Origin of the sequence: Phytomonospora endophytica (genome assembly GCF_014202425.1) — a bacterium.
Taxonomy (GTDB): domain Bacteria; phylum Actinomycetota; class Actinomycetes; order Mycobacteriales; family Micromonosporaceae; genus Phytomonospora; species Phytomonospora endophytica.
In genome coordinates, this window is sequence record NZ_JACHGT010000007.1 from 143,457 (window position 1) to 163,024 (window position 19,568).

The window sequence follows — 19,568 nt, forward strand, 5'->3', positions numbered from 1 at the left end:
TAGGTTCGACTGCGCTCGTACTTGTACGAGTTGAGTCGTACTACCGCCTTGAGGAGTCCCGATGCACCCCGCACCACATCCGGGCCGCGCGACGGTCTGGGCCGCCGCCTGGCCGATCACGGCCGTCTTCGTCCTGTCGAACGCCGCCACGCCCCTCTACGGCCTCTGGCAGCGCGAGATCGGCTTCGGCACGGGCACGATGACGGTCGTCTTCGCCTGCTACATCGCCGGGCTCCTGGGCGCGCTGCTGTTCGCGGGCGCGCTGTCCGACCGCATCGGCCGACGGCCCGTACTGCTGCCCGCCCTGGGGCTGGCCGCCGCGGCTTCGGCGCTGTTCGCCGTCGCCGACTCCGTGTCCCTGCTGGCCCTCGCACGGCTCCTCACCGGCCTGGCGGTCGGCGCCACCGTCTCGGCGGGCATGGCCGCGGTCTCCGACGTCGCCGGGCCCGGCCGCCGCTCACAGGGCTCCCTGCTCGCGTCCACGGCCATGGTGCTGGGTGCCGGACTCGGTCCCCTGCTCGCCGGCGTGGTCTCCGAGACGCTGCCGGGTCCGACGGTGACGGTGTTCCTCATCGAACTGGTGCTGCTGGCCGCCGCGATCGCCGTCACGCTCCGGCTGCCCCTCCCCCGCCCGGTACGGGTGGCCGCGAGCCGTCGGGTCGTCCGGATCCCCTTCGTACCGCGCGACACACGCGGATACCTCGCCGCCGGAACCGCCGTGTTCGCTCCCGGGATCACGGCGACGTCCTTCGTGCTCTCGCTCGGGCCCGCGCTGCTCGGCGACCTGCTCGGCGCGACCGGCCGGACGGCCGCCGGCGCCATGGCCTTCGTGATGTTCGCGGCCGCGACGGGGGTGCAGTTCGCCGTACGCGGCCGGCCGGTGGGGCCGATCCTGCTCGGCGCGGCGGCGGTCACCGCCACGGCCATGGCGACACTGGTCGTCGCGGTGCGGGCGTCCTCGGCCGTCGCGCTCATCGCCGCCGCCGTCCTCGCTGGGGCCGGGCAGGGCCTCGGGCAGCTCGGCGGCCTCACCCTCCTCGCGACGCACGTGCCCGGTGCACGGCGAGCCGAGGCCAACGCGAGCCTGAACGGCGGCGGGTACCTCCTCGCCGGAACCCTTCCCGTGGCCGCCGGCTACCTCAGCGGGGCCGCCGGACTGCGCACCGGCGCGACCGTGTTCGCGGTGGTGCTGGGCGGCCTGGCGCTGCTCGGCACCGGGCTGGTGCGGTGGGGACTCAAGGCGGGCACGACGCCGAGACCGCGGCGACCGGCCGTGATGTGCGCCGCGGAGCCGGCGGGCGAGGGCGCGCGGACCTGATAGGACGGAACGCCCTCGGCCCACGCGGGGCCGAGGGCGGAACCGGGCCTAGATCCCCGCCTCCTCCATCTGCCGCAACTCGCGCTTGAGCTCGTGCACCTCGTCGCGGATACGGGCCGCGAGTTCGAACTGGAGCTCGCGCGCGGCGTTGAGCATCTGCTCGTTCATGTCCGAGATCAGCGACGCGAGCTCGGCACGGGCCATGCCCGGCTTGGCGCCCGAGACCGAACTGGTCTTGCGGCTGCGGGTGCCGCTCTCGGGGGCCTTGCCGCGGCTGCGCTGGCGGCCGGAACCGCCGACCAGGGTCGAGGAGTCCTCGGCCTCGGCGTAGATGTCGGTGAGGAGATCGTCGATCTTCTTGCGGAGCGGCTGGGGGTCGACTCCGCGTTCGGTGTTGTAGGCGACCTGCTTGGCCCTGCGCCGGTCGGTCTCCTCGATGGCGTGCTTCATCGACTTGGTGATCGTCTCGGCGTACATGATGACCTGACCGGACACGTTTCGGGCGGCACGCCCGATGGTCTGGATCAGCGAGGTCTCGGAGCGCAGGAAGCCCTCCTTGTCGGCGTCGAGGATCGCCACGAGCGACACCTCGGGCAGGTCAAGGCCCTCCCGGAGGAGGTTGATGCCGACGAGGACGTCGTACTCACCGGCACGCAGCTCGCGCAGCAGCTCGACCCGGCGCAGCGTGTCGACCTCGGAGTGCAGGTAGCGGACGCGGATGTCGTGGTCGAGGAAGTAGTCGGTGAGGTCCTCCGACATCTTCTTCGTCAACGTGGTCACCAGGACGCGCTCGTCGCGTTCGGTGCGGGTGCGGATCTCCTCCATGAGGTCGTCGATCTGGCCCTTCGTGGGCCGCACGACGACCTCCGGGTCGACCAGGCCGGTCGGCCGGATGACCTGCTCGACGAACTCGCCGCCGGAGTGCTCCAGCTCCCAGTTGCCCGGGGTCGCCGAGAGGTACACGGTCTGCCCGACGCGCTCGCGGAACTCGTCGAAGCGCAGCGGACGGTTGTCCAGCGCGCTCGGCAGGCGGAAGCCGTGCTCGACGAGGGTGCGCTTGCGGGACGCGTCGCCCTCGTACATGCCGCCGATCTGCGGGACCGACACGTGGGACTCGTCGATGACGGTGATGAAGTCTTCCGGGAAGTAGTCGATCAGGCAGTGCGGCGGAGTGCCGGAGTCGCGGCCGTCGATGTGCCGGGAGTAGTTCTCGATGCCCGAGCAGGACCCGATCTGGCGCATCATCTCGACGTCGTAGGTGGTGCGCATGCGCAGGCGCTGCGCCTCCAGGAGCTTGCCCTGCCGCTCCAGCTCGGCGAGGCGCTCGCCGAGCTCGGACTCGATGGTGCCGATGGCGCGTTCCATGCGCTCGGGGCTGGTGACGTAGTGGCTGCCGGGGAAGATGACGACCCGGTCGGATTCGCGGACGACCTCGCCGGTGAGCGGGTGGAGGTAGTAGAGCTTGTCGACCTCGTCGCCGAACATCTCGATGCGGATCGCCAGCTCTTCGTAGGCCGGGATGATCTCGATGGTGTCGCCGCGGACGCGGAAGGTCCCGCGGGTGAAGGCGGTGTCGTTGCGGTTGTACTGCATCTCGACCAGCCGGCGCAGGAGGGTGTTGCGGTCGTGCTCCTCGCCGACGGCGATGCTCTGCGAGCCGAGCAGGTACTCGGCGGGCGTCGCCAGGCCGTAGATGGCCGAGACCGTCGCGACGACGATGACGTCGCGCCTGGTCAGCAGGGAGTGCGTGGCCGAGTGGCGCAGGCGCTCGACCTCCTCGTTGAGCGAGGAGTCCTTCTCGATGAAGGTGTCGGTCTGCGGTACGTAGGCCTCGGGCTGGTAGTAGTCGTAGTACGAGACGAAGTACTCGACGGCGTTGTTCGGCAACAGCTCGCGGAACTCCTTGGCCAGCTGGGCCGCGAGGGTCTTGTTCGGGGCCATCACCAGGGCCGGGCGCTGGAGGCGCTCGATCAGCCACGCCGTGGTCGCGCTCTTTCCGGTACCGGTGGCGCCGAGCAGCACGACGTGCTGCTCCCCCGCGGTCACCCGGGACGCGAGGTCCTCGATCGCCGCCGGCTGGTCACCCGAGGGTTTGTAGTCGCTGACGACGGTGAACGTGCCGGAGGCACGGGGGATCTCAGTGGCCATTCGCTAAAAGTACGCCGGGGGTCCGACAGTGTCCGAGAGCCCGCGCGGGCGGGGGCCGGAGACGTGGCCGAGGCGACATTCGGCGGCCCGGGACATCCCCCGCGCGTCAAGGGTTCGGTGTCGGCGCAGTCACTTTCGGCGACCCGGCTCGTTGGGCACGGGGTGGGGATGAAACGGCAGTTGACCAAGAAACCCGCGCCGAAGAAGCCGGCGCCGAAGAAGAGCACCTCGTCGCAGCCCTTCGGCCGCAAGGTCGCCGTCTGGATCGGCGCGGCCGCGCTGCTCGTCGGCGGCGTGAGCTGGGCCGGCGTCGGGTGCATGAACCAGAGTTCCGAGGTCTCGCGTTCGGTCTCGGCCGAGGAGGCCGGGCGCCTGGCGAACATGCGGGCGCACAACCTGGCGCTCGGGACCGTCGCGATCCTGGCGAAGATGCCCGAGGAACTCGGCGAGACCGAGATCTCCGGCTGGGTCGACTGGACCCAGCCGCTGGTCTACGCCGCCATCAAGCCCTCGGCGCAGCCGACGTACACCGGCCTCGTCCAGGCGGTCCCCGGGCTCGTCGCGACGCGTGCCGGCGACATGGCCGCCGACCCGGAGAAACTCCCCGCCGACGGCTGGACCGTCCGGCGGACCGCGGGGGGCGTACCGGAAGGCGAGGCGGCCGATCCGCTCGGGCAGGCGCTCGACATCGTCCTGTCGGCGGTGATGGTTCTCGGCTCCGACGGGCCGGACGACACCTCGGCGTTCCAGGAGCGGGCGGTGTGGCTCGACGAGAGCAGCATCGACGGGGTGACCGTCGACGTGTTCCGTTCACCGCTGGTCGTCGGCACGGCCCCCGCGCCCGACCCCTCGGCGGACGCGTCCCAGGCGCCGCCGGCGGCCGCACCGGAGGCGATGTTCCACATCGACCGCTCCGGCCAGCTCCGCCGGGTGCAGATCAACCCCGGCGGGCACGGGCTCGCCACCGTCGACCTGCTGGTCGAACAGCGCCCGGACCCGGAGGACGCGCGGATTCCCGCGATCGACCTGCTCGGCGGCCCGCCCGTGACACCGCGGAAGGTGACCGACGCCGAGGCGCAGATCCTCGCGGGGCTGCGTCCCAACAACGCCGACACCGTCTCCGAGGTGAAACTGACGCTGCCCGTCGGCGACGGTGAGCTCCTCAGCGCCGTCGGCTGGGTCGACTGGCGGCGGCCCCTGGCGTATTTGACCGTCGACAACCCGGGCGCCGAGGACGACGGCGAGATGTTCGTGCTGCCCGGCGGGGTCTCGTGGCGGCCGATGCCGGTCGAGGGGAAGGCGAAGAAACCCTCGCTTCCGGCCGCGCCCGACGGCTGGCAGACGCAGCAGTGGGCGGCCCGGATCGACGGCGAGACCGGTGCGAGCGACCTGGACCTGCTGCTGTTCAAGCTGCTCACCATGGCCTCCGGCGGTCCCGACGACCTGGCCGCGATCAAGGACACGGCGAGCTGGCTGCGCGAGTCGCGGCTGGGCAAGACGCACGCGACGACCTTCGAGCTGCCGATGCCGGGCGACCAGTCCGCGCCGTCCGGACAGGCGCCGTACCGCTACTGGCTCGACGCCGAGGAGCACCTGCGGCGGGTCGAGATGCGCACGGCCCAGTTCGGGCTCGGCCGCGCCGACCTGAAACCGACCCGGATCGCGTGGATCGACGTGCCCGCGGCGGCGCTCGTCGGGCTCACCTGAGGAAGGTCCGCCGGAACAGCAGCGCGAGGTGCTCGGCGAGTTCGTCCTCGCTCCAGTCGCGGTCGGTGAGCAGGCCGTCGACGAGGTCGGTGGAGATGAGCGCGCCGAGCATGTCGGCGGCGGTGTCGACGGTCCAGCCGGGTGCGAGGCGGCCGTCGCCGTGGATCGCGGTGATGATCCGGCGGGTGCCGCCGGACTGGTTGGCGACGATGGCGCGCCGGTGGTCGGCGGCGTCGGCGTCGTGGTCGCGGACGGCCCGCATCGCGCGGTCGACGCCCGTCACCTTGGTGTGGTAGCGCGCCAGGTGGGCGGCCCATTCGTCGAGCATCGACGCGCCGTCCGGGCGCGCCCAGACCCGTTCGAGTGAGGCGGCGCGGCCGGCCTTCTCCGCGACGTGGTCGTAGAGCGCCCCGATCAGCTCGGAGCGGGAGGCGAAGTGCAGGTAGATCCCCCGGCGCGAGATCCCGGCGGCCTCGGCGACGGCGCTCATGGTGAGCGCGGTGAAGCCCTGCTCGTCGAGGATCCGCTCCGCCGCGGCGAGCAGCTGTTCACGGGTGCGGCGGCCGCGCGCGTTCCGCGGTGTGGCTCCGGTCACGAGATCCCTCCAAAGTTCTCAGGGTGTGTAGTTTACTTTATGCACACCCTGAGAACTTCTTGGAGAATCCCTTGTCCCGAACCCACGCCCCTCCCCCACTCGTCCGGAACCGCTGGTGGCTCGTCATCGCCGCCGGCGTCGGTGTTTTCATGGCCCAGCTCGACGCAACGATCGTCAACACCGCCCTGCCGACCCTGCAACAACGCCTCGGCACCACCACGGGCGTCGTCTCCTGGGTGATGCTCGGCTACACGCTCCCGCTCATCGCGCTGGCGCTGCCCAGCGGCCGCTGGCTCGACCGTGTCGGCCCCCGCGCCGCGCTGGTCCTCACCGTCGGCGGATTCGTCGCCGCCAGCGTCCTCGCCGGCCTCTCCCCCGCGATCGGCCCGCTCATCGCCGCCCGCATCGCCCAGGGCGCCTTCGGCGCCGCCCTCTTCGCCCTGCTCCCGGTCATCGCCGCCTCGGCCGTCGACCCGTCCCGGCGCGGACGCGCCCTCGGCGTCGTGTTCACCCTCGGCCCGATCGGCGGCGCCGCCGGACCCGTCCTTGGCGGGCTCCTCCTCGACGGCCCGGGCTGGCCGTGGATGTTCCTCCTCAACGTCCCGGTCGGCCTCGCCGTCATCGCGATCACCCTCGCCCAGCTCCCCCGTGGGAACGGTCTGCGCGTACCCGACCGCGCGTGGTTCACCGAGACCGCACTGCTCGGGTCGGCCGCCGTCACAGCCCTCCTCGCACTCACCCTCGCCACGGAGAACGGCCTCGCCTGGATCGCCCTCCTCCCCGTCGCGGCCGTGCCCGCCCTGCTCTGGCACCGATCACCGGCAGGACAGGACGTGCGGAGAATGTGGCGCGCACCCGGAGTCGCCCCACCGCTGACCGCGCTCGCCCTCGCCACCGGCGGGCTCGTCGGCGCACAGTTCCTCGCGCCCTTCTTCGCCGAGCGGTCGCTGTCGTTCACCCCAGCCCAGACCGGCCTCGCGCTGCTCGCGATCCCCGCCGGGATGATCGCCGGGGGCCCCTTGAGCGATGGCTCGCCGATCGGTGGAACGCCCGCGGCACCGCCATGTCGGGCGCCCTGGTCAGCGCGCTCGGCATCGCCCTGACCGTCGGACTCGACACGTCGTGGCAGGTCGGCGACCTCGCCTGGCGCCTCGCCGTCATCGGACTCGGCTACGGCCTCTTCGCCGCCGCGAACCAGACGGTCGCCATGGCCTCCGCGCCCGACGACCTCATCGGCACCGTCTCGGCGGCCACGAGCCTGTTCCGGCAGATCGGCATCGCCTCCGGGCCCGCGCTCGCCACGATCGTGTGGGCCCGCTCCGGCTACGAACCCGCCGGAATGCGCGTCGCGCTTCTCCTCGCTCTCGCCGCCGCCGCGATCGGCGGGGTCACCGCCGCGCGGGGGCCCAGGCCGTCCGCTTCGCCCAGTCGTCGAGGCGCGGCAGGATCTCGGTGAACCACGGCTCCTTCGCCTCGGCGTAGTCGCTGGTCGTCATGCCCGTCGCGGCGAGTTCGTGCTTGTGGTCGGCGTAGCCGTCGCGTTCGTCGTCGTTCGCGCGCAGCCAGTCGCGGAACATCAGGGCGTACCGCTGTCCGGGGGTGCCTTCGGCGCGTATGTGGACGTGGGTGATGTCGGCGGGGTCGGTGCCGCCGAACATACGTTTGGCCCAGTCGCGGACGTCGGGGGCGAAAGGCTTCGGGTCGTCGTGGCGGATGCCGGGCACGGAGACGAATCCGGCGTCGGCGAGTTCGGGTATGAGCCGCTCGGCGTCGGCGAGGTCGGCGACGGTGACCTGGATGTCGATGACGTCCTTCGCGGGCAGTCCCGGCACGGAGGTCGAGCCGATGTGGTCGACCGCGAGGGCCGCCTCGCCCATGGCGTGGCGCAGGCGCGCGGCGATCCGTTCGAAACGCGCGGGCCAGGCGGGGTCGTAGGCGTCGATGCTCAGCGCCTCCGGCCGCTGTGCCCGGATGCCTTCGCGAACGTTGCGCTCGTAGGGGACGAGCCGTTCGCGCCACAACTCGTCGATGGCGGTGTGCAGGGCGGTGAGGTCGCCGCCGTTGTCGAGGACGGCGTCGGCGACACGGCGACGGCCCTCGTCGTCGAGCTGCGCGGCGATGCGTCCGCGGGCCTCCGCCTCGGGCATGCCCCGGCTCGCGAGGCGCGCGATACGGGTCTCCAGGGGCGTCTCGACGACGATGACGAGGTGGTAGGTGGGCGCCAGGCCGACTTCGGCGAGCAGCGGGACGTCGTTGACGACGATCGCGTCGGCGGGCGCGGCGGCGAACAACTCGGCCGCGCGGGCGCGGACCCGCGGGTGGGTGATCGACTCCAGGACACGGCGGGCTTCGGGGTCGCCGAAGACGCGCGCGGCCAGCGTGGCCCGGTCCAGGGTCCCGTCGGTGTCGATGACGTCGCTCCCGAAGGCCTCGGTGATCGCGGCGAGGCCGGGCGTGCCGGGCGCGACGACTTCGCGGGCGAGGACGTCGGAGTCGATGAGGACCGCTCCGAGCGATACCAGGCGTGCGGCGACCGCGCTCTTGCCGGAGCCGATACCGCCGGTGAGGCCGATTCTCAACATTCGCCCGAGACTACTCGCGGGTTCGATCATGAAGGCAAAAGGCCCACCCGGTCGCCCGGGTGGGCCTTTTGTGGCTAACTCACGCCGTGGCGCGGTCTTCGGCTAGTTTCCGCCGGCGAGCTTCTCGCGGAGAGCCGCGAGAGCCTCGTCGGTGGCCAGGGTGCCCGAGGGCTCCTCGGCCGCGGACGGAGCCTTGCCGCCGCCACCGGTCGACGCCTTCTTCGGCGCGGCGGTACCTTCGGCACCCTCGACCGGAGCCGGGGCGTCCTTGATGACCGTCTCGGCGATCTGCTTGGCGTGGGCCTCCCAGCGGGTGCGGGCCTCGGCGTACTGCCGCTCCCACTCCTCGCGGGCGCTGTCGAAGCCGTCGAGCCACTCACCCGTGTCGGAGTCGAAGCCCTCCGGGTAGATGTAGTTGCCCTGGTCGTCGTACTGCGCGGCCATGCCGTACAGGGTCGGGTCGAACTGCTCCTCGTTCTCGACGAAGGCCTCGTTGGCCTGCTTCAGCGAGAGCGAGATGCGGCGACGCTCAAGGTCGATGTCGATGACCTTGACCATGACCTCGGAGCCCACGTTCACGACCTGCTCGGGCACCTCGACGTGGCGCTCGGCGAGCTCGGAGATGTGGACCAGACCCTCGATGCCGTCCTCGACGCGGACGAAGGCACCGAACGGAACCAGCTTCGTCACGCGACCCGGGACGATCTGACCGATCGCGTGGGTGCGGGCGAACTGGCGCCACGGGTCTTCCTGCGTGGCCTTGAGCGACAGCGACACGCGCTCGCGCTCCAGGTCGACGTCCAGGACCTCGACCTCGACCTCCTTGCCGACCTCGACGACCTCGCTGGGGTGGTCGATGTGCTTCCACGACAGCTCGGAGACGTGCACCAGGCCGTCCACGCCGCCAAGGTCGACGAAGGCGCCGAAGTTGACGATCGAGGACACGACGCCCTTGCGGACCTGTCCCTTGGCGAGCTTGTTGAGGAACTCGGTGCGAACCTCGGACTGGGTCTGCTCAAGCCAGGCACGGCGGGACAGGACCACGTTGTTGCGGTTCTTGTCCAGCTCGATGATCTTGGCTTCGAGCTCGCGCCCGACGTACGGCTGGAGGTCGCGCACGCGACGCATTTCCACCAGGGAGGCGGGCAGGAAGCCACGGAGCCCGATGTCGAGGATGAGGCCGCCCTTGACCACCTCGATGACGGAGCCGCGCACGACGCCGTCCTCTTCCTTGATCTTCTCGATGGTTCCCCATGCACGCTCGTACTGAGCGCGCTTCTTCGAGAGGATCAGCCGGCCTTCCTTGTCCTCCTTCTGGAGCACCAGGGCCTCGATGTGATCACCGACGGCGACGACCTCAGCCGGATCCACGTCGTGCTTGATCGACAACTCGCGCGAGGGGATGACGCCCTCGGTCTTGTAGCCGATGTCGAGCAGGACCTCGTCCCGATCGACCTTGACGACGGTGCCTTCGACAATGTCGCCGTCGTTGAAGTACTTGATGGTCTCGTCGATCGCCGCGAGGAATTCTTCCTCGGTGGTGATGTCGTCGACCTTGCCGCTCTCAGCGGCGGTGCTCGAGGTGGCCTCGATGCTGCTCGTCATTAGGGCAGGTGCTCCGGATACTGGTGAAAACAAGTCGTGCTCGTGCGCGAGAACCCTTCGCCGTGGCCGCAGACCTCCGCCGAAGACGTCGCCTCGGTGTCGGTGGACTCGTCGGCGAAGTTTTTTCGGTGATGAAGATGTCGGTGCGGGTGTCCGGCGACGCTGACCTGCTCCATGCCGAGGTAGCGGGTTAGTCGACGCGTCGACCAGCCTACCGTGCCCATTACCATATGGTCCAACCGCACCCCGTCAGGCGGTCAGTGGGCGGCCGAGTCCCAGTCGGCGCCGACACCGACCGATACGTCGAGGGGCACGGAGAGTTCGCAGGCAGCGGCCATTTCGGCGCGGACGAGCGCCTCAAGTCGATCTCGCTCACCCGGTGCGACTTCGAGCACAAGTTCGTCGTGAACCTGAAGAAGAACCCGCGAACGCAGGCCCGCCTCGCCGATCGCGCGGTCCACGGCGAGCATGGCGATCTTCATGACGTCGGCCGCCGAGCCCTGGATGGGCGCGTTGAGGGCGGCGCGCTCGGCCATCTCCCGCAGCTGACGGTTGTCGCTGGTCAGCTCGGGGAGGTAGCGGCGACGACCGAAGATCGTCTCGGTGTAGCCCTCGCGGCGGGCGACCTCGACGACCGAGCGGAGGTAGTCCCGCACGCCGCCGAAGCGCTCGAAGTACTCCTCCATGAGGCCGCGGGCCTCTTCGGCGGAGATGCCCAGCTGCTGGGAGAGTCCGTAAGACGACAGTCCGTAGGCGAGGCCGTAGGACATGGCCTTGATCTTGCGGCGCATCTCGGCGTCGACGTCGGCCGGGGCGACCTCGAAGACGCGGGAGGCGACGGTGGTGTGCAGGTCCTCGCCGGAGGCGAAGGCGCCGATGAGGCCCTCGTCGGCCGACAGGTGCGCCATGATCCGCATCTCGATCTGGCTGTAGTCGGCCGTCATGAGCTCCTGGTGGCCCGCGCCGACGACGAAGGCGCGGCGGATGAGGCGGCCCTCGTCGGTGCGGATCGGGATGTTCTGCAGGTTCGGGTCGGTCGACGACAGACGGCCGGTGGCCGCGACGGTCTGCTGGAAGGTCGTGTGGATCCGGCCGTCGTCGGCGACGGCGGCCAGCAGCCCGGCGACGGTCGTCTTGAGCTTGTCGACCTCGCGGTAGCGCAGCAGGTGCAGCAGGACCGGGTGCTCGGTCTTGATGTGCAGCTGGCGCAGGGCCTCGGCGTCGGTGGTGTAGCCGGTCTTGGTGCGCTTGGTCTTGGGCAGGCCCAGCTTGTCGAAGAGGATCGCCTGGAGCTGCTTGGGCGAGCGCAGGCTGAACTGCTCGCCGATGACGTCGATGGCGGCCTGCTCGGAGTTGCGGGCGTCGGCGGCGAAGCGCGAGTCGAGCTCGTCGAGGTAGGCGGTGTCGGCGGCGATGCCGGCGCGTTCCATCTCGGCGAGGACGGTGACCAGCGGCAGCTCGATCTCGGCGAGGAGGCGGGTGCCGTTGGTGCGTTCGAGCTCGGTGTCGAGGACCTCGGCGAGGTCGAGGACGGCGCGGGCGCGGCGGATGAGGGCCTGTTCGGCGGCGTCGGCCGGGCCCTCGTCGAGCATGGCGTCCAGGGTCGGCTGTGCGCTTTCCTCGGTGGCGGCGTCGAGTTCGCGGCGGAGGTAGCGCTGGGAGAGCTCGTCGAGGCCGTAGTTGCGGCGGTCGGGGCGGACCAGGTAGGCGGCGAGGGCGGTGTCGGCGGCGAGTCCGCCGAAGGGCCAGCCGCGGGCCGCGGAGGCGAGGAGGACGGGCTTGGCGTCGTGCACGATCTTGGGGCGCTCGGGGTCGGCGAGCCAGGCGGCGACGGCCTGCTCGTCCTTCGGTTCGAGGGCGGCCGGGTCCCACCAGGCGGCCTCTTCGCCGGAGGCGACGGCCATGGCGGTCAGGTCGCCGGTGCCGCGGCCGAAGGTGCCGGTGACGGCGAGGGCGGCGCGCTGCCCGGGGGCGGTGTTCGCGTCGAGCCAGGCGGCGACCTCGCCGGAGGCGAGGACGGTGCCGGTGATCTGCTCGACGGGCTCGGCGGCGGCGCGCTCGGCCATCTCACCGACGGCCTTGTCGCCGAGGGTCTGGGCGATCCGGTCGCCGAGGACGCGGAACTCCAGGGAGTCGAAGAGTTCGGAGACCTCGGAGCGGTCCCAGCCGCGCCACTCCAGCTCGGCCGGGCCGGCTTCGAGCTCGACGTCGGTGAGGAGGCGGTTGACCTGGGAGTTGCGGAGGACGTCGCCGAGGTGGGCGCGGAGGTTCTCCCCCGCCTTGCCCTTGATGGCGTCGACCTCGGCGACGATGCCGTCGAGGGAGCCGTAGGTGGTGATCCACTTCGCGGCGGTCTTGGGACCGACGCCGGGGACACCGGGGAGGTTGTCGCTCTTCTCGCCGACGAGGGCGGCGAGGTCGCGGTAGCGCTCGGGGGTGACGCCGTACTTCTCCTCCACGGCGGGCGGGGTCATGCGGGCGAGGTCGGACACGCCCTTCTTGGGGTAGAGCAGGGTGACGTCGGCGTCGACGAGTTGGAGGGCGTCGCGGTCGCCGGAGCAGATGAGCGTCGTGAAACCGGCGGCGGTCGCCTGGGTGGAGAGGGTGGCGATGATGTCGTCGGCCTCGAAGCCCTCTTTGCGCAGGGCGGTGATGCCCATGGACTCCAGGACGTCGCCGATGAGCTCGACCTGGCCCTTGAAGCTGGCCGGGGTCGCCGATCGGCCGTCTTTGTACTCGGCGTACATCGCGGTGCGGAAGGACACGCGGGAGACGTCGAAGGCGACGGCGACGTGGCTGGGCTTCTCGTCGCGGAGCAGGTTGATCAGCATCGAGGTGAAGCCGTAGACCGCGTTGGTGGTCTGCCCCGTCGAGGTGGCGAAGTTCTCCTCGGGCAGCGCGTGGAAGGCGCGGTATGCCAGGGAGTGTCCGTCGAGCAGGAGCAGCCGAGGTTTCGAGTTCGTCACAGCTGAAGAGCCTAGTGGGCGGGTGTGACGCTTTTCGGGTGGGCGGGTGTCGGGGCCCGGGCCGCGACGGGAGACAGGCGTCGCGGACCGGGCCCCGGGTCAGGCGGCGACGCGTGCGAGGCGGCGGCTGCGGACGGCGTGAGAGAGCGCGGCGGCCCAGACGGCGAGGATGAGGGCGTAGGCGCTGTAACGCAGCGGGTCCGGGGCCCCGGCGGCCACGAGGATCGTGCGGGCGTTCGTGGCGATGATGAGCCCGCCGACGGCGAGGCCGAGGTAGTGCGAGGGCATGAGCCGGACGAGCCAGGCCGCGACCGGCGCGGCGACGGCGCCCCCGACGAGGAGCGCGCCGACGATCTTCCAGTCGATGCCGCCGCCGAGGTGGAGGAGGAAACCGAGGCTCGCGGCGACCGCGACGGCGAACTCGGCGGTGTTGACGGTGCCGACGGCCTTGGCGGGCGCGAGCCGGTCGGTGGCGATGAGGGCGGGGGTGGCGACGGGGCCCCAGCCGCCGCCACCGGTCGCGTCGACGGCCCCCGCGAACAGGCCGAGAGGCGCCAGGAACCGTGTCCGCAACGGGTGCGGCGACGTCTGCTCACGTCGCCGCCCGCCCGCGAACCGCACCAGGATCGCCACGCCGAGGACCAGGAGGATCCCCGACATCCACGGCTTGGCGACGTCGCCGGGCAGGTTCGACAGGAGCGTCGCGCCGAGGAAGGCGCCCACCGCGCCCGGCAGGCCGATGCGGACGGCGATGCGCCAGTCGACGTTGCGGAACCGCCAGTGCGCGACCCCCGAGGCCAGGCTCGTGCCGATCTCGGCGAGATGGACGCTGGCCGACGCGACGGCCGGCGACAGCCCGGCGATGACCAGCATCGTGGAGCTGAAGACGCCGTAGCCCATGCCGAGGCCACCGTCGACGAGCTGCGCGGCCACGCCGATGACGGCGAGGATGATCAGGCTGGGCACGGGGACTCCTGGAGGTTCCCTAGTTATCCAATAGGAAATACAGACTAACCGGTGGGGGTGGTGAGGGGAAGGGCGTGTCGGGGATGTGTCTTGGGGGTGGGTGAGTGCGGTTTGCGGGTGGCGGGCCGCGTGAGGGCGTATGGGTGCGGCTCGCGGTCACGGGTGAGTTCGCAGGGCTGGCAGGCGTGAGGGCTTCGACCGGCGGCAGCCGCGGGCCCCGGCGTGCGATGTGGGCGGGGAGCACGGCCTGCCCACCTCCGGCCCGGGAAGGCGAGTGCGGGCGGTGTCCTCGTCTGCCCGATCTACGGGGGCGAGCACTGCGTGTGAGGCTCGCGAGAGTCACGGCCAGCCGCACGTCGCGGAGGCGGGCAAGCCGGCGCCTCAGCGGTGACGGGGGCGCCGCCTCACCCGCGCGAGCGCGACGCGACGTGCAGTCGGAGGCGCGCACTCGCCTGTGCGCAGACGCGTCGTGCGGCGTGCACGCGGTTCGCTTGAGCGGCGGGTGGCGAGTCCTGGGCGCGGCGATGTGGCGGGTGAAGCGTGGTTCGCCCGCCCGTCGGGAACGGTGAGGTCTCTGGGACGCGGAGGCAAGCGGCGGGCCAGCTCGGCTCCGGCTGCGGAGGGGATCCGGGTGACGACTCAGCCGTGGCGCATCGGAACGCACCTGCGAGACGACGGCTCGGCGAGCCGCCGGTAACGCGGTTCGGCGGACATCGGCCACAAGCCCCAAGGCACAGGAACGCACCCGACCCTCCCCCACCCAAACCAACGGCCGCCCCTCGGGGCGGCCGTCGTCGGGTCGTGCGCCGGTGCGGGTCGGGTCAGCCGGCCGAGAGTTCGGCCTGCCACATCCAGTACTGCTTCTCCAGTTCCTGGGTGATCCCGATCAGGATGTCCTGGCTCACCGGGTCCGGGTCCGCCGTGACGTCGATCCGCTGGCGCATGCGCTCGATGATCTTCGCGTAGGCGTCGATGAACAGCTCGATCACCTTCTGGTCGGTCAGCTGTCCCGAGTCGACCCCCGGCAGTCCGGTGCCCGACGCGACGGTCGCGGCGCGGGCGTCGGGTGCGACGCCTATCGCGACGGCGCGCTCGGCGACGGTGTCGGAGGCGAGCCGCGCGGCGTCGACGATCTCGTCGAGCTGGAGGTGCAGCGAGCGGAAGTTGCGCCCGTACACGTTCCAGTGCGCCTGCTTCCCCACCAGCGACAGGTCGACCAGGTCCACCAGGGCGCCCTGCAGCGCCTCGCCGGTGACCTTGCGGGCCTCATCGGACAACGGAGACTTGATAGTCGACATGTGTGTTTCCGCCCTTCGTTTGTGTTCCCCACCCGCAACGCTAGTCACTCCCGATCTTGTGCCCGGCACTGTTCGAGAGATCCGCCACGGTGTTACCCGCCACTGACATTTGTCATGCCCGGGCCATGACGCGCGGCATTCACGCCCGGCCCCGCGCGGACGGATCGTGGAGCCATGACACAGACAGCTCCCACCGGCACCGACGGCGCGGCCGTCCGGCTGACCGGTCTGCGCAAGTCCTTCGGCGACGTCCAGGCCGTCGCCGGCGTCGACCTGCACATCGCCGCGGGCGAGGTCGTCGCACTGCTCGGCCCCAACGGAGCGGGCAAGTCCACGACCGTCGACATGCTCCTGGGCCTGAGCACCCCCGACGCCGGCGAGGTGCGGATCTTCGGCCGGGCACCGCGCAAGGCCATCGGCGACGGCCTCGTCGGCGCGATGCTCCAGGACGCCGCCCTCCTCGACGACGCGACCGTCGCCGAGTCGGTCGCGCTCGTCGCGGCCCTCCACCGCAAACCGATGCCGGTCGCCGACGCGCTCGCCGCCGCCGGGGTCGCCGACCTCGCCGCGCGCCGCTGCTCGAAGCTGTCGGGCGGCCAGAAGCAGCGCGTCCGCTTCGCCATGGCCCTGGTCGCCGACCCCGACCTCCTCGTCCTCGACGAGCCGACGGTCGCCATGGACGTCGAGACCCGCCGCGACTTCTGGCAGACCATGCACAAGACCCGCCGCACGGTCCTGTTCGCCACCCACTACCTCGACGAGGCCGAGCAGTTCGCCGACCGTGTCGTGCTCATGCGCGAGGGCCGCGTCATCGCCGACGGCTCCGTCGCCGACATCCGCGCCCACGTCACCGGCCGCCGCCTCACCGCCGTGGTCGACGCCCCCGACGCCGCCCGGCTGGCCGCCCTGCCCGGCGTCACCGACGTCGACGTGCGCGGCAACACGATCACCCTCGGCTGCGCCGACAGCGACCTCGCCGTCCGCGCCCTCCTCGCCGACCCCACCGCCCGCGACATCGAGATCACCGCCATGAGCCTTGAGGACGCCTTCCTGGCCCTCACCACCGAAGGAGCCACCCGATGAACGCGCAGTACCTCCTGCTCGAATGCCGCCGGATCATGCGCTCGGGCCGCTTCCTGATCTTCAGCATGGTCATGCCCGCGGTGCTCTTCGTCCTCCTCGTCGGCATGTACGGCGGGAACGGCTCCACCTACGAGGACGGCAGCTCCGTCGCCGCCGCCATGATGGTCAGCATGGGCGCCTTCGGCGCGATGTCGGCCGCCCTGTCCACCGGTGCCCGCGTCGCCGTCGAACGCGGCAACGGCTGGCAGCGCCAGCTCCGCCTGACACCGATGAGCCCGGCGAGCTACCTCTACACCAAACTCATCGTCGCGATGCTCGTCGCCGTCCCCTCGATCGCGCTCGTCAGCGTCCTCGGCGCCACCGTCGAAGGCGTCAGCCTCAGCGCCGGCGGCTGGGTCATGGCGACCGCCGGACTGTGGCTCGGAGCCATCCCCTTCGCCGCCCTGGGCCTCCTCATCGGCCTGAGCATCCCCGCCGACAGCCTCCCGTCGGTCATGGGCCTGTCCTCGATGGTCCTTGGCATGCTCGGCGGCATGTGGATCCCCGCCCAGATCGCCCCCGACTGGCTCTCGGCGATCATGAAGGCCACCCCGAGCTACTGGTTCACGCAACTCGGCCAGTCGGCCCTCTACGACAACAAGAACCTCCTCACCGCCATCGCCGTCCTGGCCGCCTACACGATCGTCGCCGGACTCCTCAGCGCGCGGCGCTTCGTCACCAGCGCCCAGCGGGCATAGTTGTCAACCGTGACCGGCGAAACCACCGCAGCCACCCGTCCCGACAAGGACGGGTGGCTCCGTCGCGCCAAGGGTTTCCGGCTCGCCGGAGTCGGCATCAGCGCCTTCTTCACCCTCTACCTGACCTCGCTGGCCGCCGAGGCCCTGGAGAGCAACCCGCACCACGTCCCCACCTGGCTCATCATCGGGCTCTACGCCGTCTACGGCGTCGTGTTCGTGTCGGTCCCGTTCCTCAGCGTCCGCACCAACGCGCGCTTCCGCGTCGGCGTCTTCGTGTTCCTGTTCGCGACCGCCACCGTCCTGGTGTGGCTCGGCGGCATCGGCACCGTCTTCGTGTTCATCTACCCGATCAACATGCTCGCGTTCGCCGCGCCACTGCGGGTCGCGCTCACCGTCGACGTCGTCGTCCTCGGCGCCCTCGCCGTCGCCACCCTCGTCCTCGAAGACCGCGACACCGCCATGGGCCAACTCCTGCTCTTCGGTTCGCTGGCCATCGTCACCCTCCTCATGGGCCGCCTGATCCACACCAACCGCGCGCTCATCAAGGCCCACGACGAGATCGCCGGACTCGCCACGCGGGAGGAACGCAACCGCATCGCCCGCGACCTGCACGACATCCTCGGCCACACCCTGACCACCATCACCGTCAAGGCCGCGCTCGCCCGCAGGCTCCTGGAATCGGGCGCCGACCACGCCGGGGAACGCGCCGAAACCGAGATCGCCGACGTCGAGCAGCTCGCCCGCCAGACCCTCGGGGAGGTCCGCGCGACCGTCTCCGGCTACCGCGAGACCAGCCTCGCCGGTGAACTCGCCGCGATCCGCGCGGCCCTCGCCGCCGCCGACATCGCCGCCGACCTGCCCAGCGCGATCGACGAGATCGACGAACCACAGCGCACCGCCTTCGCCTACGCCCTGCGCGAAGGCGTCACCAACGTCATCCGGCATTCCCACGCCGACCGCTGCACCGTCCGGATCGGACCCTCGCGGCTGGAGATCCACGACGACGGCCGCGGCGGGCACGCCCCGGCCGGCAACGGCCTCAACGGACTGCGCGAGCGCCTCTCGGCGATCGGGGCACTCCTGACGGCCGGTCCCGCACCCGACGGCGGCTACACACTCACCGTGAGGCTGGAGAAATGATCAGGGTCCTCATCGCCGACGACCAGGCGCTCGTGCGCGGTGCCCTGGCCAGCATGCTCGGCCTGGAGCACGACATCGAGATCGTCGCCCAGGCCGGCGACGGCGACGCCGCGGTCGCCGCCGTCGCCGCGCACTCCCCCGACGTCGCGCTCATCGACGTCCAGATGCCCGGCACCGACGGCCTGACCGCCGCGGCGCGCATCGGCCGCGAGCATCCCTCGTGCCGGGTCATCATCTGCACGACCTTCGGGCGGCCCGGCTATCTGGCCCGCGCGATGGCGGCCGGGGCGCACGGCTTCATCGTCAAGGACGCCCCGCCCGAGCAGCTCGCCGACGCCGTCCGGCGCGTCGCGGCGGGCCTGCGCGTGCTCGATCCCGCGCTCGCGGCGGAGTCCCTGTCGCACGGCGCGTGCCCGCTGACCGACCGCGAGCGCGACGTGCTGCGCGCCGCCGTGGAGGGCGGCACGATCCGCGACATCGCCCGTTCGCTGCACCTCACCGACGGAACGGTCCGCAACCACCTGTCGTCGGCGATCGGGAAGACCGGCGCGCGGACGCGCGCCGAGGCCGCCCGCATCGCCGAGGACAAGGGATGGCTGTGAGCTAGCGGCCGAGGGCCGCGCGGACGTCGGCGACCAGTGTCTCGGCCGCGTCGACTGTCGCCGAGATGTCCCCCGGGGTGGCGCCGACGGCACCGAGCAGGGCCGTGACGCGCCCACCGAAGCCGTCGACGGCGCCGAGTGCGTCGGTCGCGGCGACCATGCCCTTCTCGTTGATGAGCCAGCGTTCGGCGTGTGCGTGCAGGGCATGGCACAGGACGCCGACGACGCGGAAGAGGCAGCCCGCGGTGTAGGCGGGGTCGGTGCCCTTGGCCCCGTAGCGGGCGGAGGCGGTGAGGAAGTCGGCCTCCCAGAGCGCGTCGAGAAGTGCGTCACGGAGCGCCCGCGGGTATGCGGCGGTCGCGGCCTGGAGTTCGCGAAGTTCGCCGGTGGGGTCGGCGAGGATCCTGGCGAAGGCGACTTCGCCCGCGTAGGTGTGGGAGTAGAAGCCGAGCGGGTGGCCGGGCTGGACGGCGAGCTCGAAACGGCCGTCGCGGCAGTCGTTCCAGACGCGGTCCACGCGGTCGAGGTCGCGGTAGATCCAGTCGACACGCCACGCGCCGACGGTGAGCCAGCCGCCGCCGTCGACCCAGGGGCCCCAGCCGCCGGGTTCGGTGACCTCGGTGGACCGGCCGGAGACGTCGGCGGCGAGCGCGCGGAGGACGTCGACGTCGGGGCGGCCGCGGTAGTAGAGACCGAGGTCGATGTCGGAGTCGGGGCGGTGGGTCCCGCGAGCACGACTGCCGCCGAGGGTGACGGCGACGACGCCGGGTACCGATACGAGCCGATCGGCGACGGCCTTGAGTTCGGTGTCCTCCACGATG

The 19,568-nt window shown here is 71.4% G+C and carries 17 protein-coding genes; 8 read left to right on the top strand and 9 right to left on the bottom strand.

Annotated features, from left to right (window positions below; genetic code table 11):
• Nucleotides 1-61: 61 nt before the first annotated feature.
• The gene (locus HNR73_RS17250) at nucleotides 62-1,318 is read left to right on the top strand and encodes an MFS transporter (RefSeq protein ID WP_184788526.1); all 1,257 of its coding nucleotides are present in this window, start codon (nucleotides 62-64) and stop codon (nucleotides 1,316-1,318) included.
• Nucleotides 1,319-1,366: 48 nt separating this feature from the next.
• Here the strand turns inward: HNR73_RS17250 and uvrB are convergent, their stop codons facing one another.
• Complete coding sequence (gene uvrB, locus HNR73_RS17255) at nucleotides 1,367-3,466, bottom strand: excinuclease ABC subunit UvrB (protein ID WP_184788527.1); 2,100 nt, start codon at nucleotides 3,464-3,466, stop codon at nucleotides 1,367-1,369.
• A 168-nt stretch (nucleotides 3,467-3,634) separates the two neighbouring features.
• On the opposite strand from uvrB, the gene HNR73_RS17260 reads away from it, so the two are divergent.
• Nucleotides 3,635-5,173 carry a hypothetical protein gene (locus tag HNR73_RS17260; RefSeq protein ID WP_184788528.1) on the top strand — a complete coding sequence of 513 codons (1,539 nt, stop codon included), beginning with the start codon at nucleotides 3,635-3,637 and terminating at the stop codon, nucleotides 5,171-5,173.
• Here HNR73_RS17260 and HNR73_RS17265 read toward each other — a convergent pair.
• Nucleotides 5,166-5,768, bottom strand: a complete 603-nt coding sequence (locus HNR73_RS17265) for a TetR/AcrR family transcriptional regulator (RefSeq protein ID WP_184788529.1) — start codon at nucleotides 5,766-5,768, stop codon at nucleotides 5,166-5,168. The two genes, HNR73_RS17260 and HNR73_RS17265, sit on opposite strands and share 8 nt — an antisense overlap.
• 71 nt (nucleotides 5,769-5,839) lie before the next feature.
• Here HNR73_RS17265 and HNR73_RS17270 point away from each other — a divergent pair, with 71 nt between their 5' ends.
• The gene (locus HNR73_RS17270; RefSeq protein WP_184788530.1) at nucleotides 5,840-6,871 is read left to right on the top strand and encodes an MFS transporter; all 1,032 of its coding nucleotides are present in this window, start codon (nucleotides 5,840-5,842) and stop codon (nucleotides 6,869-6,871) included.
• Nucleotides 6,832-7,224 carry an MFS transporter gene (locus HNR73_RS17275; RefSeq protein WP_184788531.1) on the top strand — a complete coding sequence of 131 codons (393 nt, stop codon included), beginning with the start codon at nucleotides 6,832-6,834 and terminating at the stop codon, nucleotides 7,222-7,224. Before HNR73_RS17270 ends, HNR73_RS17275 begins: the two co-directional genes overlap by 40 nt.
• Here HNR73_RS17275 and coaE read toward each other — a convergent pair.
• From coaE to HNR73_RS17305, 6 genes are all read right to left on the bottom strand, one after another.
• A complete protein-coding gene (gene coaE / locus HNR73_RS17280; protein ID WP_184788532.1) occupies nucleotides 7,157-8,350 on the bottom strand; it encodes a dephospho-CoA kinase in 1,194 nt (397 codons plus the stop codon). The two genes, HNR73_RS17275 and coaE, sit on opposite strands and share 68 nt — an antisense overlap.
• A gap of 102 nt (nucleotides 8,351-8,452) precedes the next feature.
• A complete protein-coding gene (gene rpsA / locus HNR73_RS17285) occupies nucleotides 8,453-9,955 on the bottom strand; it encodes a 30S ribosomal protein S1 (RefSeq protein ID WP_184788533.1) in 1,503 nt (500 codons plus the stop codon).
• Nucleotides 9,955-10,179, bottom strand: coding sequence for a hypothetical protein (locus tag HNR73_RS17290; RefSeq protein ID WP_184788534.1), 225 nt, complete (start codon nucleotides 10,177-10,179; stop codon nucleotides 9,955-9,957). Before HNR73_RS17290 ends, rpsA begins: the two co-directional genes overlap by 1 nt.
• A gap of 33 nt (nucleotides 10,180-10,212) precedes the next feature.
• The gene (gene polA, locus HNR73_RS17295; protein ID WP_184788535.1) at nucleotides 10,213-12,921 is read right to left on the bottom strand and encodes a DNA polymerase I; all 2,709 of its coding nucleotides are present in this window, start codon (nucleotides 12,919-12,921) and stop codon (nucleotides 10,213-10,215) included.
• Between the two features lie 99 nt (nucleotides 12,922-13,020).
• Nucleotides 13,021-13,887: a sulfite exporter TauE/SafE family protein gene (locus HNR73_RS17300; protein ID WP_184788536.1), complete on the bottom strand. Its 867-nt coding sequence runs from the start codon at nucleotides 13,885-13,887 to the stop codon at nucleotides 13,021-13,023.
• Nucleotides 13,888-14,708: 821 nt separating this feature from the next.
• Nucleotides 14,709-15,185, bottom strand: coding sequence for a Dps family protein (locus HNR73_RS17305; protein WP_184788537.1), 477 nt, complete (start codon nucleotides 15,183-15,185; stop codon nucleotides 14,709-14,711).
• 174 nt (nucleotides 15,186-15,359) lie between these two features.
• Here HNR73_RS17305 and HNR73_RS17310 point away from each other — a divergent pair, with 174 nt between their 5' ends.
• The 4 genes from HNR73_RS17310 to HNR73_RS17325 are packed head-to-tail and all read left to right on the top strand — an operon-like array spanning nucleotide 15,360 to nucleotide 18,747.
• A complete protein-coding gene (locus HNR73_RS17310; protein WP_184788538.1) occupies nucleotides 15,360-16,268 on the top strand; it encodes an ABC transporter ATP-binding protein in 909 nt (302 codons plus the stop codon).
• The gene (locus tag HNR73_RS17315; RefSeq protein WP_184788539.1) at nucleotides 16,265-17,005 is read left to right on the top strand and encodes an ABC transporter permease; all 741 of its coding nucleotides are present in this window, start codon (nucleotides 16,265-16,267) and stop codon (nucleotides 17,003-17,005) included. The genes HNR73_RS17310 and HNR73_RS17315 overlap by 4 nt, the downstream gene beginning before the upstream one ends.
• Nucleotides 17,006-17,014: 9 nt before the next feature.
• The gene (locus HNR73_RS40755; RefSeq protein WP_203686759.1) at nucleotides 17,015-18,145 is read left to right on the top strand and encodes a sensor histidine kinase; all 1,131 of its coding nucleotides are present in this window, start codon (nucleotides 17,015-17,017) and stop codon (nucleotides 18,143-18,145) included.
• Entirely contained in the window at nucleotides 18,142-18,747 is a 606-nt protein-coding gene (locus tag HNR73_RS17325; RefSeq protein WP_184788540.1) for a response regulator transcription factor, read from the top strand. Before HNR73_RS40755 ends, HNR73_RS17325 begins: the two co-directional genes overlap by 4 nt.
• A 1-nt stretch (nucleotide 18,748) precedes the next feature.
• Here the strand turns inward: HNR73_RS17325 and HNR73_RS17330 are convergent, their stop codons facing one another.
• The gene (locus tag HNR73_RS17330; protein ID WP_184788541.1) at nucleotides 18,749-19,564 is read right to left on the bottom strand and encodes a nucleotidyltransferase domain-containing protein; all 816 of its coding nucleotides are present in this window, start codon (nucleotides 19,562-19,564) and stop codon (nucleotides 18,749-18,751) included.
• Between the last annotated feature and the right edge of the window lie 4 nt (nucleotides 19,565-19,568).

Coding starts and splice junctions, on each gene's coding strand:
- rpsA (WP_184788533.1), bottom strand. CDS start 9,955: ATGACGAGCAGCATCGAGGCCACCTCGAGCACCGCCGCTGAGAGCGGC.
- HNR73_RS17310 (WP_184788538.1), top strand. CDS start 15,360: ATGACACAGACAGCTCCCACCGGCACCGACGGCGCGGCCGTCCGGCTG.
- HNR73_RS17290 (WP_184788534.1), bottom strand. CDS start 10,179: ATGGGCACGGTAGGCTGGTCGACGCGTCGACTAACCCGCTACCTCGGC.
- HNR73_RS17250 (WP_184788526.1), top strand. CDS start 62: ATGCACCCCGCACCACATCCGGGCCGCGCGACGGTCTGGGCCGCCGCC.
- HNR73_RS17305 (WP_184788537.1), bottom strand. CDS start 15,185: ATGTCGACTATCAAGTCTCCGTTGTCCGATGAGGCCCGCAAGGTCACC.
- HNR73_RS17325 (WP_184788540.1), top strand. CDS start 18,142: ATGATCAGGGTCCTCATCGCCGACGACCAGGCGCTCGTGCGCGGTGCC.
- HNR73_RS17315 (WP_184788539.1), top strand. CDS start 16,265: ATGAACGCGCAGTACCTCCTGCTCGAATGCCGCCGGATCATGCGCTCG.
- HNR73_RS17275 (WP_184788531.1), top strand. CDS start 6,832: ATGTCGGGCGCCCTGGTCAGCGCGCTCGGCATCGCCCTGACCGTCGGA.
- uvrB (WP_184788527.1), bottom strand. CDS start 3,466: ATGGCCACTGAGATCCCCCGTGCCTCCGGCACGTTCACCGTCGTCAGC.
- HNR73_RS17260 (WP_184788528.1), top strand. CDS start 3,635: ATGAAACGGCAGTTGACCAAGAAACCCGCGCCGAAGAAGCCGGCGCCG.
- coaE (WP_184788532.1), bottom strand. CDS start 8,350: ATGTTGAGAATCGGCCTCACCGGCGGTATCGGCTCCGGCAAGAGCGCG.